This window comes from Kribbella deserti (assembly GCF_042434725.1).
Lineage (GTDB): Bacteria > Actinomycetota > Actinomycetes > Propionibacteriales > Kribbellaceae > Kribbella > Kribbella deserti.
Genome location: NZ_JBHLTC010000009.1, coordinates 100541 through 112206, shown reverse-complemented (window position 1 = coordinate 112206; position 11666 = coordinate 100541). Strand labels below are relative to the sequence as shown.

14 protein-coding genes are annotated in these 11666 nt (G+C 68.4%); 9 read left to right on the top strand and 5 right to left on the bottom strand.

The window, feature by feature from the left end; genetic code table 11:
- Positions 1 to 40: 40 nt before the first annotated feature.
- The gene (locus ACFFGN_RS08725; protein WP_380044999.1) at positions 41 to 580 is read right to left on the bottom strand and encodes a hypothetical protein; all 540 of its coding nucleotides are present in this window, start codon (positions 578 to 580) and stop codon (positions 41 to 43) included.
- 75 nt (positions 581 to 655) lie between these two features.
- Between ACFFGN_RS08725 and ACFFGN_RS08720 the strand changes: the two genes are divergently transcribed.
- On the top strand, positions 656 to 1201 hold the full coding sequence (locus ACFFGN_RS08720; protein WP_380044996.1) for a GNAT family N-acetyltransferase: 546 nt from the start codon (positions 656 to 658) through the stop codon (positions 1199 to 1201).
- Here the strand turns inward: ACFFGN_RS08720 and ACFFGN_RS08715 are convergent.
- The gene (locus ACFFGN_RS08715) at positions 1198 to 1671 is read right to left on the bottom strand and encodes a GNAT family N-acetyltransferase (protein ID WP_380044993.1); all 474 of its coding nucleotides are present in this window, start codon (positions 1669 to 1671) and stop codon (positions 1198 to 1200) included. The genes ACFFGN_RS08720 and ACFFGN_RS08715 overlap by 4 nt on opposite strands.
- A gap of 28 nt (positions 1672 to 1699) precedes the next feature.
- Positions 1700 to 3091 carry an MFS transporter gene (locus ACFFGN_RS08710; protein WP_380044990.1) on the bottom strand — a complete coding sequence of 464 codons (1392 nt, stop codon included), beginning with the start codon at positions 3089 to 3091 and terminating at the stop codon, positions 1700 to 1702.
- A gap of 96 nt (positions 3092 to 3187) precedes the next feature.
- Here ACFFGN_RS08710 and ACFFGN_RS08705 point away from each other — a divergent pair, with 96 nt between their 5' ends.
- From ACFFGN_RS08705 to ACFFGN_RS08685, 5 genes are all read left to right on the top strand, one after another.
- The gene (locus ACFFGN_RS08705; RefSeq protein WP_380044987.1) at positions 3188 to 3799 is read left to right on the top strand and encodes a TetR/AcrR family transcriptional regulator; all 612 of its coding nucleotides are present in this window, start codon (positions 3188 to 3190) and stop codon (positions 3797 to 3799) included.
- Positions 3800 to 3963: 164 nt separating this feature from the next.
- A complete protein-coding gene (locus ACFFGN_RS08700) occupies positions 3964 to 5037 on the top strand; it encodes an aminotransferase class V-fold PLP-dependent enzyme (protein ID WP_380044984.1) in 1074 nt (357 codons plus the stop codon).
- Between the two features lie 66 nt (positions 5038 to 5103).
- Positions 5104 to 5481: a DUF1622 domain-containing protein gene (locus ACFFGN_RS08695; RefSeq protein ID WP_380044981.1), complete on the top strand. Its 378-nt coding sequence runs from the start codon at positions 5104 to 5106 to the stop codon at positions 5479 to 5481.
- A gap of 376 nt (positions 5482 to 5857) precedes the next feature.
- The gene (locus ACFFGN_RS08690; RefSeq protein WP_380044978.1) at positions 5858 to 6205 is read left to right on the top strand and encodes a YciI family protein; all 348 of its coding nucleotides are present in this window, start codon (positions 5858 to 5860) and stop codon (positions 6203 to 6205) included.
- 4 nt (positions 6206 to 6209) lie between these two features.
- Positions 6210 to 7451, top strand: a complete 1242-nt coding sequence (locus ACFFGN_RS08685; RefSeq protein ID WP_380044975.1) for an RNA polymerase sigma factor — start codon at positions 6210 to 6212, stop codon at positions 7449 to 7451.
- 109 nt (positions 7452 to 7560) lie between these two features.
- Here ACFFGN_RS08685 and ACFFGN_RS08680 read toward each other — a convergent pair whose 3' ends face one another.
- Together ACFFGN_RS08680 and nhaA are read right to left on the bottom strand one after the other, a co-directional pair.
- A complete protein-coding gene (locus ACFFGN_RS08680) occupies positions 7561 to 8148 on the bottom strand; it encodes an SGNH/GDSL hydrolase family protein (RefSeq protein WP_380044972.1) in 588 nt (195 codons plus the stop codon).
- 59 nt (positions 8149 to 8207) lie between these two features.
- Positions 8208 to 9527 carry a Na+/H+ antiporter NhaA gene (gene nhaA / locus ACFFGN_RS08675; RefSeq protein ID WP_380044968.1) on the bottom strand — a complete coding sequence of 440 codons (1320 nt, stop codon included), beginning with the start codon at positions 9525 to 9527 and terminating at the stop codon, positions 8208 to 8210.
- Between the two features lie 193 nt (positions 9528 to 9720).
- On the opposite strand from nhaA, the gene ACFFGN_RS08670 reads away from it, so the two are divergent.
- The 3 genes from ACFFGN_RS08670 (at position 9721) to ACFFGN_RS08660 (ending at position 11631) form a co-directional block, all read left to right on the top strand.
- A complete protein-coding gene (locus tag ACFFGN_RS08670) occupies positions 9721 to 9903 on the top strand; it encodes a hypothetical protein (RefSeq protein ID WP_380044965.1) in 183 nt (60 codons plus the stop codon).
- 145 nt (positions 9904 to 10048) lie between these two features.
- Positions 10049 to 10567: a SigE family RNA polymerase sigma factor gene (locus ACFFGN_RS08665; RefSeq protein WP_380044962.1), complete on the top strand. Its 519-nt coding sequence runs from the start codon at positions 10049 to 10051 to the stop codon at positions 10565 to 10567.
- Positions 10567 to 11631 carry a hypothetical protein gene (locus ACFFGN_RS08660; protein ID WP_380044959.1) on the top strand — a complete coding sequence of 355 codons (1065 nt, stop codon included), beginning with the start codon at positions 10567 to 10569 and terminating at the stop codon, positions 11629 to 11631. The genes ACFFGN_RS08665 and ACFFGN_RS08660 overlap by 1 nt, the downstream gene beginning before the upstream one ends.
- Positions 11632 to 11666 lie beyond the last annotated feature (35 nt).

The window sequence follows — 11666 nt, the reverse complement described above, 5'->3', positions numbered from 1 at the left end:
CACACGCGACCACTCGCGGAGGGGTACTGGCAGCGGCGGGCTAGTGGCAGGGCCCGGGGCGCAGGGTGTACTCGAGGTCGTACTCGCGGGCGAAGCGGCGCGCGCCTGACCAGTACTCGACGCGGATGCCCCGGACGCGGCTCTCACCCAGTACATCGAGTCGCTTCAGGTGGATCCCCAGCACGGGACCGGGTTGCTCCGAAGTCGCCGGCGACACCTCGGCGCCGACCGCCTGGCGAGGACCGTCGGGCTCGTCCCACGGACCATTGCCGTACGTCCGGCCTGGCCGCACGTTCGGCCCGGGATTGCCCTTCGGATCCAGAAACGCGCCGCCGTACTCGACGTCCTCCGGATCGGCACCGATCAACGACACGTCGGTGATCACCACACGGGCGGAACCCGTGTTCTGCACCCGCGACGAGGTCAGCGTCACGTAGGTCGCGCCACCCACGGGAACGCAGAGCCTCGCCCCGGCATCGGCGAGTGGCCCACCGTCGTGGCGGGGTACGACGTACCAGCCTCCGGCGGCGATAAGCAAGATCGTGGTGGCGGCCAAGGTGCGGCGTACCGCTGGCTTCATGAAGTCCCCTCCCCAGGGTGGACGAGGGCGTACCGTACCGCGTGGTGGTGTCGTCGAGCGGCTGGTGAGGTGAGGATGTACGAGTTCCGGCGGATGACGCGGGCGGATTTTCCGTTGCTGACGTCGTGGTTGGTTCAGCCGCATGTCGCGCGCTGGTGGAACCACGAGACCAGCGCGGAGGCGATCGAGCGGGACTTCGGTCCGACCGCCGACGGGCTCGAGGCGTCCGAGGATCTGCTGGTGTTCCGGGACGGACGGCCCGTCGGGCTGATGCAGCGATCAGGGCTGGCGGACTATTCGGAGTACCTGGAGGAGTTCGAGGCCTTGGTCGACGTACCGCCGGCCGCCGTCACCATCGACTACTTCGTCGGCGATCAGGGCAGCACCGGCCAGGGCATTGGTACGGGGATGATCAAGGCTCTCGTCGCGGACACCTGGGCCACCCGGCCGGAGGCGCCGGCGATCATCGTCGCGGTCGTGGCGGCGAACCGGCCGTCGTGGCGGGCGCTGGAGCGGGCCGGGTTCCACCGGGTCGGCGAAGGCCCGATGGAACCGGACAACCCGATCGACGACCCGCTCCACTACGTCTACCGCCAGGACCGGCCACCGGCCCAGCCCTAGCGCGAGATGGCCGAGGAGTACGACGCCACCGGCCAGGCCGCGACCACCTTGGGCCGGAATGTGGCCCCGAGGCGGGCGTAGAACCGCTGGCCGTCGACGTTCTCCGGGCGCATACCCCAGCTGATCGTCAGGCCCTCGGGCAATGCATGACGGGCCAGCTCGAACATCAGAGCGCGGCCGATACCGCCGTCGCGGTACTGCTCCCGCACGTACAGATCGTCCAGCGCGAGGATGTCCTCGCCACTCCACAGCTGCGGCCTTCGCAACGCCGAGACGTATCCCATCGCCTCTCCGGCCCGTTCCGCCACCAGCACGATCACGTCGTCGCGGCCGAGCAACTCGCGCCACTGGTCCACCGTGACGGTGATGTACTCGCCCTCGTCTTGATAGCCGGCCAGCTCGCGGATCATCGTCAGAATCAGCTTGGCGTCGTCCGGCCCCGCGCGGCGGATATCGGTCGATTCGTTCACGACGTACTCCTTCAACTCCTCAGATTTGTCAGTGCGCATGAGCGACCGCCCCAGCCACCGGCTTGCCCGCCGGTACGACGACCCCGGCCAGTACGGCGGACACTGCGGCAGTGATCGCGGCGAACGCGAACCCGCGGGTGAACCCGGTATCGGTGGTTCCGGCGATACTCACCGCCGCGATGCTCGACACCACCGCTACCCCGAGCGCGGCGCCGAACTCGTGGAAGGTGCTCAGCAATCCCGACGCCAGTCCGGCCTCGTGGTGATCCACCTGCGACAAGGTGGTCGTCGAGGCCGCGACGAAGGCCGCACCGATCCCCGCGGCGGCAACGCTCATACCCGCCACGACCAGGACGGGACCGGTCCAGATCGCGGGTACGCCGGTACCGAGTGCCGCGATCGCCAGTCCCGCCAGCGCGATCGGCCGAGACCCGGTGCGCCCGATGCTCTGACCGGCGAAGTGCGCTCCGAACGTCGTTGCCACCGCCACTGGGAGGAACAGCAGACCCGTGCGCATGGCGCCGTACCCCTGCAGGTGCTGCAGGTAGAACGAGCCGAGGAAGAAGACCGCGATCATCAAGGCGGTCGCGATCAGAATCAGGAAGGTGCCTGAGGCAACGGGACGGCGCGCCAGGATCCGCAGGTCCATCAGCGGCGAACGCGCGGTCCGCTGCCAAGCGGCGAACACGGCGTACAACACGACGGCACCGGCCAGCGTGCCGAGAGTGGCGAACGTCAGCCAACCGCGATCACCCGCGTTGATCAGGGCGTAGATCGCGGTGCCCGTACCGGCGGTGACGAGCAGGGCGCCCGGTACGTCGAGCCGCGCGCGGTTCTCCTGCGGCAAGTCGCCCGGGAGCATTCGCGCGAGCGCCACCAGCACCACCAGGCCGATCGGCACGTTGACGTAGAACACCCACTCCCAACCGGGCCCGGCTGTCAGCACACCACCGAGCAGTACGCCGATCGCGGCGCCACCGCCGCCCAGAGCGGACCAGATGCCGAGGGCCTTGTTCCGCTCGTCGCCGTGGAAGGTCTTCGTGACCACCGAGAGCGCGGCCGGCGAGAGGATCGCGGCGCCGATGCCCTGGGCCACCCGGCCGCCGATGAGCAGCGCGGCGCTACCGGCCAGCCCGGTCACCAGGGAGGCGGCGGTGAACAGCAGCAGACCGGTCAGCACCACCCGGCGGGCGCCGAACAGGTCCGCCGCGCGGCCGCCCAGCAGCATCAGGCCGCCGAACATCAGCGTGTACGCGCTCACCACCCAGGTCAGGGTGTCCCGCGCCAGACCGAGGTCCGTGCCGATGTGCGGCAGCGCGATCGCCACCACGGTGACGTCGAGGATGAGCATGAACTGTGCGACACCAAGCAGTGCCAGCAGGCGCCACCGACGCGGATCGGCGACAGGGGAATCGGACATGACCGGTACCTCCAGAAGTTAATTCGAACAGCTATGTACGAGTTATGTCGTGTACCGTAACTCGTACACAGGTGTTCGACAAGAGGGAGATCGCCAGTGGCCACGACCAAGATCCCGGCCAAACGGGCCGACGCGCAGCGCAGCATCGCCGCGATCCTGGACGCCGCGACCGAGAGCCTGAGCCGCAATCCCGAGGCCAGCGTCAGCGAGATCGCGAAGGCGGCAGGCGTCGGCCGGGTCACGCTCTACGGGCACTTCCCGTCGCGGGCGGAGCTGGTCGACGCGGCGTTCGCCCACGCCATCGAAGCGGGACATGCCGCACTGGACACGGTCGATCTGACCGGTGATCCCCGCCAGGCGCTGGCCCGGTTGATCGACTCGAGCTGGTTGCTGGTGGACCGATTCCGCTCCCTGCTGGTGGCCGCGCAGAGCGTGCTGCCGCCCGGGCGGATCCGCGCGCTGCACGCCGGGCCGATGGAACGCGTCCAGCAGCTGGTGGAACGAGGTCAGGCCGAAAACGTGTTCCGCACCGATCTGCCCGTCTCCTGGCTGGTCGGCACCATGCACAGCGTGATGCACAGCGCCGCCGACGAGATCAACGCAGGCCGCCTCAGCACCGACAAGGCCGCGGACTGCATCACCGCCACCGTGCTCGCTGCCTTCACTCCCCCGGGCCGCCCGGTCCCGGCGTTAAGTGATCTCGCCTAGTGTCCTGAGTCGGAAGTTCGTGCTTCAGCTCCGGTGTCCAGGTGCGTGCATCGCAAGGCGGAGAAGCGGTCGCGATGCTCTAGCATCGTGGCCGTTTCTCCAACGCCGCGAGGTGCGTGCCTGGGCGCCGGAGATGTGCACGAACTTCCGACTCAGGACACTAGATGGGTATCCACAAGCAATTGGGAGTGGCCAACGCCATCAACGCCAGCGGTACGGCGACCCCACTGGGCGTATCGCGAAGTTCCCCGGCCGTCGCCGCCGCGGTAGCCGCCGCACTGCCCGAATTCTTCGTGATGGAGGAACTCGCGGATCTGGCCAGCGCCTCGATCGCGAAGGCGACCGGCGCCGAGGCGGGAGCCGTCGTACATTGCACGGCCGCCGCCACCACGATCGCGATCGCCGCCGCCATGGCCGGTACGGATCCAGCCCGCGTGGCCGCTTTACCCGACACCACGTGCCTGCCGAACCAGGTCGTACTTCCTGCGGGGCATGCCGTCGACTACGGGCAGTCGAACCTCCAGGCGGTACGACTGGCCGGGGCTCAGGTTGTGCTCGCGGGTTCAGCAGAACGCTGCAGCCCCGACGACTTGGCTGAGGCGCTTGCAAGTCCCGATGTGGCCTGCCTGTCGTTGGTGTCGTCTCGGCTGGTTCAACCGGGTGAACCGGTGGACCTCGCGGAGGCTGTTCGAGCCGCGCACCGGCGCGGCGTACCGGCGATCATCGATGGCGCGGCGCAGTTCCCGCGAATAGGTGAGCTGCTTGCGACCGGCGCGGACGCCGTACTGATCAGCGGGCAGAAGTACTTGGGGTCGCCTACGGCCGGGCTGGTTGTCGGCGCACGGGAGTTCGTCGCGGCGGTTCGGGCGCAGAACTCGGGTATCGGCCGCGGGATGAAGCCCACGAAGGAGGCCATCGTGGGTGTCCTGGCTGCGCTCGACGAGTGGCAGGCGGCCGATCACGACGCGTGGATCGCCACCGAGGCCGCGAAGGTGGAAGCCTTTGCGCGGAAGGCCTCCGGTCTTCCTGGTATCGAAGCGCGCCTGTGGCCGGACCCGGCGGGTCTGCCGGTTACGCGAGCGGTACTTACCGTGGATGACCCGGCTGGTCTGGCGGCGCGGTTGCGCGCGGGCGATCCGCCGATCTACGTGATGGTCCGACCGGATTCGCTGGTGCTCGAACTCGTTTCCCTCACCGACGACGAGGTAACGACCATCCTCGACCGCCTGGTGGATTGACCCGGCTGCTGCTTCCGCGGGAACGGCGCTGGGATTGGCCGGCGGGATATCGGTCACTGGGTAAGGATGGAGTGGACCCAGGAGCTCATCGAGTATGTCGGCAAGGCGATGGAACTGGCCGGTGTCGGCGTCATCGTCATCGGCGCGGCGATAGCCACCGCGTTGTTCGCCTATCGCTCGGTACGGCGGCTGACCGACGGCCAGCAGGCCTACCGGCGCTACCGCCAGGGCCTCGGCCGGGCGATCCTGCTCGGACTGGAGTTCCTCGTCGCGGGCGACATCATCCGCACGGTCGCCATCTCCCCGTCATTCCGCAGCGTCGGCGTACTCGCGATCATCGTGGCCGTCCGGACCTTCCTCAGCTTCTCCCTCGAAGTCGAACTGGAAGGCCGCTGGCCCTGGCAAGGCCGACCCAAAGACGCCGACCCCGAAGCCACCCGCTGACCCCACCCCTCCTCTCAAGCCCGACACCTCCTGGGAGCTGAGCACCCCAAACGGCGTCTGAGCAGGGGTTATTACTACTCCTACTCAGCCCCCTCTTCCCCTACTAGGACCCCAATCCCGGTGCCAGGACTCTGGACCGTCTGAGTCGTCTTGGTGAGGTCCGAGGCGAACAGCCGGGCGCAGCACCCCGCGGTGGGCGAGGCGAGGCCGGCGGATACCGCAGAGCTGACCGCAACTCATCACCGTTAGACGTTCGAGGTGGCTGGCGGCAGAAGGTCCCGTCTGGATTGCGGCGCGGGAATGTCCTTTTTTGTGGGGCGTGTTCGTTCCATTCTTGACAGGCCAGGTGGGCCTGATGGTGATGAAGGAGTTTCCGATGCCGCAGTACCTCGCAATGACCTACACCGCCGACGTGAACTGGTGGGCGCCCGAGCAGGCCGACGAACTCGCCGAGTACCGGAAGTTCGGGGTGGACCACGCGAAGGAGATCCAGTCGAGCGCCGTACTGCACCCGACGAGTACGGCGACCGTCGTCCGGGTGGAAGGCGCGCGGGGCGGGAAGGTGGTGACGACCGACGGGCCGTACGCCGAGACGAAGGAGGCCCTGACCGGCTACTACCTGATCGAGGCCGACGACCTCGAGGCGGCGGTGGCGATCGCGGCCGAGCTGCCCGCGGCGTGGAACGGCGCCGTCGAACTGCGCCCGGTCATTCTCGCCAAGTAGTTCCGTGAACCGCACGGGCGAGGTGCACGACACGATCGCCGAGACCATCCGGGTCGAGGGCGCGCGCATTCTCGCGACCTTGATCCGGACGGTCGGCGATGTCCAGACGGCCGAGGACGCCGTACAAGAGGCCGGTATCGCGGCACTCGGCGCCTGGCCGGTGACGGGCATACCGCCGCAGCCGCGGGCCTGGCTCACGGTGACCGCGCGCCGCAAGGCCATCGACATCCTCCGCCGGGAGCGGGTCCGCCCGGACAAGGAGCAGGACGCGCTGCGCCTGATCGAACTCTCGCGACCGGATCTGCCATCGGAGGACGTGGTGAACGACGACCTGCTGCGGCTGATCTTCATCTGCTGCCATCCCGCGCTTTCACCGCCGACCCGGATCGCGCTGTCGCTACGGACGCTGTGCGGGCTTTCCCCCGCCCAGATCGCGGAAGTACTGCTGACCACCGAGGCGGCCACGACCAAGCGGCTGACCCGGGCGCGGCAGAAGATCGCCGCGGCCGGTATTCCGTACCGAGTCCCGGCCGAGAGCGAATTGGCGGATCGATTGCCAGCGGTATGCGGGGTGATCCACAGCCTCTACACGGCCGGTCATGCTCCTGTAGAGGGTCAAGCGGCATACGACGTGGATGCGTGCGCGGAGGCCGTACGGCTGGCTGAACTGCTGCACGAGCTTCTACCGGAACAACCCATGCCGGCCGCCGTACTGGCGTTACTACTGCTTACCGAGGCCCGGAGGCCGTCCAGGCTTGACGAGCACGGTGACGTGGTACTGCTGGAATGCCAGGAGCGTAGCCAGTGGGACGCCTCAACGATCTCCCGCGGCATTGCCCTGTTGAATGACTCGTTGACCCGTACTAACCGGCAGGCGGATCCGTACCAACTGCAGGCCGCTATAGCCGCGGAACACGCTCGCGCGGCTAGTTACGACGAGACCGACTGGCCGGAGATCCTGCGGCTGTACGACCTACTGATGTCAATCGCGCCGAGCCAGGCCGTTGTACTGGCTCGGGCGGTTGCGACGGCAGAGGCGGGTGATCCCGCTGCTGGGCTGGGTTTGCTGGCGGAGTTGCCGCCGAGCCCGCGTTGGCACTCCGTGCGGGCCGAACTACTTGCCCGGCAGGGTTTGTACGCCGAGGCCGCGCAGGCGCTGACCGAGGCGCTCGACGGTCCAGCGACCGCTCCCGAACGACGTCATCGCGAACGTCGCCGCAAGGCCTTTCGCACGCTTAGTGACTAGTTGCCTTCAACAGCCGTTTAGTTGCCTTCGGCGCATACTTTGTTGCCCTCGGCGTGTTTTCAGTTGCCATTGGCAATGGCTTCGCAGATGTCCCAGGCTGATTGGCGTATCAGGGCGGCGGTTTCGGAGTCGAGGCCCTTGACTGGTACGTCGATGCCGACTGGGTCTTCGCCGAGTAGGGAGATGAGGAAGACGCACGCGGCGAGGTAGCTGCCGGCCAGTGCCGGATGGCTGTTGTCGGGGCATGCAGCGCCGGCTGGTCGTGCGTACGCAGGAAGCGTTCCCAGACCACGCCGACCGGGACGAGGGTGGCACCGACCTCGGCGGCGATACTCGCGTACGCGGTGGTGATGGCGCGTTGCTTCTCGGGTTCGTTCCGCCGGGCCCAGGTCAGGTAGAGCGCGGTCTGCGCGCCCGCCTGGTCGATCGCGGCATGGAAATCCCGAACGCTGTCGTGCATCCGGGCCGCGTTCTTGGCCGGCAGGGTGCTCTGCTCCTGCAGTACCACGACGTCGTACGACTGCTCGGCGATCGCCGCGAGCGCCGTACCGGCGTTGAGGTGCTGCCGAAGCGACGCGCCGCCCGCGGAGATCAGCCGATGCTCGACGTTCCGCCCGCGCGCACCGGCGAGGGCGGTCAGCAACCCGGGCAGGCCGTTGCGCGAGGTGAAGCTGTTACCGACGAACAGAATCCGCACGGACCGACCGTACTACCGATGCCGGCCGCGCGACTGCCGTCCGCCGCACCAAACGCCCATCAGCGGTCGTCGGCGTCAGTGGTGTAGACGTCAGGAATGCCGTCATGGTCGAGGTCGGCGGTCTCCGCCTCATGGACGAGGCGGTGAGTGCGGTTGCGCAGGCGGAGGATCACCGCGGCGATCAGGGCCGACAGCAACGACCCGCACAGTACGGCGAGCTTGACGTGCTCGTCGCGATCGCTGCCGGCGCCGAAGGCCAGTTCGCCGATCAGCAGCGACACGGTGAAACCGAGACCGCCAAGGGCCGCGAGGCCGACCACGTCCACCCACTTCAGGTCCGGATCCAGCCGCGCGCGGGTGAAGCGGGCCACCAGCCAGGTGGCGAGGGTGATACCGATCGGCTTACCGACCACCAGGCCGACCACGATGCCGATGGCGACTGGATCGCTGAACGCCGCGCCCAGTCCACTGTCCGAGCCGACGATCGCCACCCCGGCCGCGAAGAACGCGAACACCGGTACCGCGACAGCCGACGACAACGGCCGGAACCGGTGCTCGAAGTGCTCCGCGAGGCCCGGTCCGGCGTCAGGTCCACCGGCCTTCTGGCTACGCAGCACCGGTACTGCGAATCCGAGCAGCACGCCCGCCACCGTCGCATGTACACCCGACGCGTGCACGAGCGTCCAGGCCGCGGCCGCCAACGGCAGCAGCAGCCACCACGACCGCACCCGGCGCTGCACCAGCACCGTGAACAGCCCGAGCGGAATCAGCGCCAGCAGCAGCGGTCCGACCGAGAGGTGCGCGGTGTAGAACAGCGCGATGATCACGATGGCCAGCAGATCGTCGACCACCGCCAGCGTCAGCAGGAACGTCCGCAGCGCGTTCGGCAGGAACCTCCCGACCACAGCCAGCACGGCCAGTGCGAAGGCGATATCGGTCGCGGTGGGAATCGCCCAGCCGCGCAACGCACCACCCGACTGCAGGTTGATCACCAGGAACAGCAGAGCCGGCACGAGTACGCCGCCCGCCGCCGCCGCGATCGGAACCACCGCCCGCTGGGGTGTCCGCAGGTCCCCGGCGACGAATTCGCGCTTGAGCTCCAGGCCCGCCACGAAGAAGAAGATGGCGAGCAGACCGTCCGCGGCCCAGGTCGCCAGACTCAGGTCGAGGTGCAGCGCGCTCGGGCCGACCTTGAAGTTCCGCAGCGACTCATAGGAGTCGGACCACGGGGAGTTCGCCCAGATCAGCGCGACAACCGCCCCGATCAGTAGCAACGCGCCGCCGATGGTCTCCTTGCGCAGGATGTCGGCGATACGACTGGCCTCGGGCCACGACCCCCGGCTGAACAGGGTGGGCACTCGACGTTGTTCAGCAGCCATAACACTCGTTTCTGGGGTCGACAGCAGACTGCCGACCAGACTTCCCGGCGCACCTGCCCCGACCCTATCGCGCCCACTTCCCCACCTCTGGCACCACCCTCCCCACGCCCCCAGCCGCCGGCTGGGCAGAAGTGGCGTGTGGGCTAGGTACGGCCGGGTACCAGGTCAGAGCGACCAAGTGGAAGGGGTACCAATGGCTCCCGACGAGAACGAGTCCGGCAAGTTGACCGGTGATCCGCCGATTCCAACTCCGGGTGAGCCGACGCCGGAGATCGAGGAGGTCACCGACCCGGCGGTGGAGAGGGCCCTCGACGAGGGCAAGGAGGTAGGCGCGGACACCGGCACCGGCGCCGAACCGACCGAGCCAACCGACTGACCACCGCAGACCAAGGTCTGCTCTACGCTCCGTTCCACCCCAACCCGACATACGACGCCCGGAATGCGCGAGTGCTGAGAAAAATCGCGGCACCAGGCAACCTCGCGGCGTACTCCGCACGTACAGGTCGGGAGGAAGGGGCTGGATGCTCGACAAACAGCAGGAGTTCGCCGAGTTCGTGGCCGGGGCGGCCGCCTCGTTACAGCGGACGGCGTATCTCGTCTGTGCCGACGAGCATCACGCAGCCGACGCCGTGCAGGACGGGCTGACCAAGGTCTACCTGGCGTGGTCGCGAGTCAATCGCACCGGCAACGTGCTCGGTTACGCCCGGCGTGCCGTGGTGAACGCGGCCATTGACACGTCGCGACGGCCCTGGCGACGTGAACGCGTCACGGCGGAACTGCCGGAGCGAATGGGCGAGCCCGACGGCGTCACGGCGTACGTCGAACGGGACGAAGTGCTGGCGGCGCTGGCGCAACTGCCACCACGGCGCCGGGCGTGCGTCGTACTGCGGTACTACGAGGATCTGTCGGTCGAGGAGACCGCCGCGATGCTCGGCTGTTCCACCGGCACGGTGAAAAGCCAGACGGCGCGCGGCATCGACACCCTCCGGCAAGCACTGGCCGCGCTGCAATCGGCCGAGGCCGGCATGGGACAGGCCTGATGAGCGACGACGACCTGAAGACGATCCTGCGTACGGCGGCCGATCGGCAGGCGTACCAGCCGGTCGACGCGACGTCGTTGATCCAGCGCGCGGACCGGATCCGCCGACGCCGCCGGTGGGGCGCCGGTGCCACGGTCGCGCTGGTTCTCGGTGGTGCCTTCGCCGCGCCGGCCGCGTTCGACGCCGTTCGCACGGTCGAGCCGCCCGTCGCGGGCGGGACGCCGACGGCGGCCGTCTTGAGCGGTACGCCGATGCCGAGCGTGGGACGCGGGGACGCCGCGCTGGAAGGGGTCGACGCGATCGAGGCGATCCGGCGGTGCACGGTGCAGTGGACCACCGCGCTGGGGCGTCCGCCCAGGGGGAAGGTCTTCTCGAAGGCGGCCCTCGGCAGCAAGTGGGCACAGCCGGGCGGGTGGTTCGTGCTCGGCTCAGCGGCCGAGCCGAAGGACTTCGACTGCTCGCTGCCGGGTGACACCGTGCCGAGCGCCGCAGATCGGGCTGCCGTCGAAGCACCGGATGTGCCGTCCGACGAGCGCGAGGTGCTCCGTCGTTGCTCGGCTCGCTATTGGCACGACATCACCGGCTGGACCGTGGTCGGCAGGTCCCATGAGCCGGGTCTCGCCAGCGGCTTGGTGGCGGTGTCACCCTCCGGCAAGTACGTCGCCAGTTGTTTCCTGACCGTGCCGTACCTGCGGTGGCAGCTCAGGCAGTTCATGAACATCAAGCCGGTCCAAGCGCCACCGGCGTCGGTGTACTCGATGACGCCGAAGACGTGGCGGAGCACACCACTGTTCGACAAGGCTCGCGAGGTCTGCGACGCGCAGACCGAATGCCGGATCCTGCTGTTCGAAGCACGTCGAATGCCGCTGAACGTCGCCAAGCTGAGAGTGCGGACGAATACCCGGACGGTCGAGGTGCCGGTTCACGACGGCTGGTTCGTCTACACGATCGGCCGCAACGATGCGTCGTTCCCCGACCAACGCGCGGTCAAGGTCGAGGCGATCGACACCACCGGCCGCAGCCTCGGCCAACTCGCGACCTGGCCGCTCGATTACATGAACTGATGCCACCGCACGGCGCTCGCGCTCGGGCCGCAGCG

What these genes read in the sequence shown, in the direction of transcription:
- ACFFGN_RS08700 (WP_380044984.1), top strand. Translation starts at nt 3,964, where the DNA reads ATGGGTATCCACAAGCAATTGGGAGTGGCCAACGCCATCAACGCCAGC.
- ACFFGN_RS08720 (WP_380044996.1), top strand. Translation starts at nt 656, where the DNA reads ATGTACGAGTTCCGGCGGATGACGCGGGCGGATTTTCCGTTGCTGACG.
- ACFFGN_RS08660 (WP_380044959.1), top strand. Translation starts at nt 10,567, where the DNA reads ATGAGCGACGACGACCTGAAGACGATCCTGCGTACGGCGGCCGATCGG.
- ACFFGN_RS08695 (WP_380044981.1), top strand. Translation starts at nt 5,104, where the DNA reads ATGGAGTGGACCCAGGAGCTCATCGAGTATGTCGGCAAGGCGATGGAA.
- ACFFGN_RS08670 (WP_380044965.1), top strand. Translation starts at nt 9,721, where the DNA reads ATGGCTCCCGACGAGAACGAGTCCGGCAAGTTGACCGGTGATCCGCCG.
- ACFFGN_RS08665 (WP_380044962.1), top strand. Translation starts at nt 10,049, where the DNA reads ATGCTCGACAAACAGCAGGAGTTCGCCGAGTTCGTGGCCGGGGCGGCC.
- ACFFGN_RS08710 (WP_380044990.1), bottom strand. Translation starts at nt 3,091, where the DNA reads ATGTCCGATTCCCCTGTCGCCGATCCGCGTCGGTGGCGCCTGCTGGCA.
- ACFFGN_RS08725 (WP_380044999.1), bottom strand. Translation starts at nt 580, where the DNA reads ATGAAGCCAGCGGTACGCCGCACCTTGGCCGCCACCACGATCTTGCTT.
- ACFFGN_RS08690 (WP_380044978.1), top strand. Translation starts at nt 5,858, where the DNA reads ATGCCGCAGTACCTCGCAATGACCTACACCGCCGACGTGAACTGGTGG.
- nhaA (WP_380044968.1), bottom strand. Translation starts at nt 9,527, where the DNA reads ATGGCTGCTGAACAACGTCGAGTGCCCACCCTGTTCAGCCGGGGGTCG.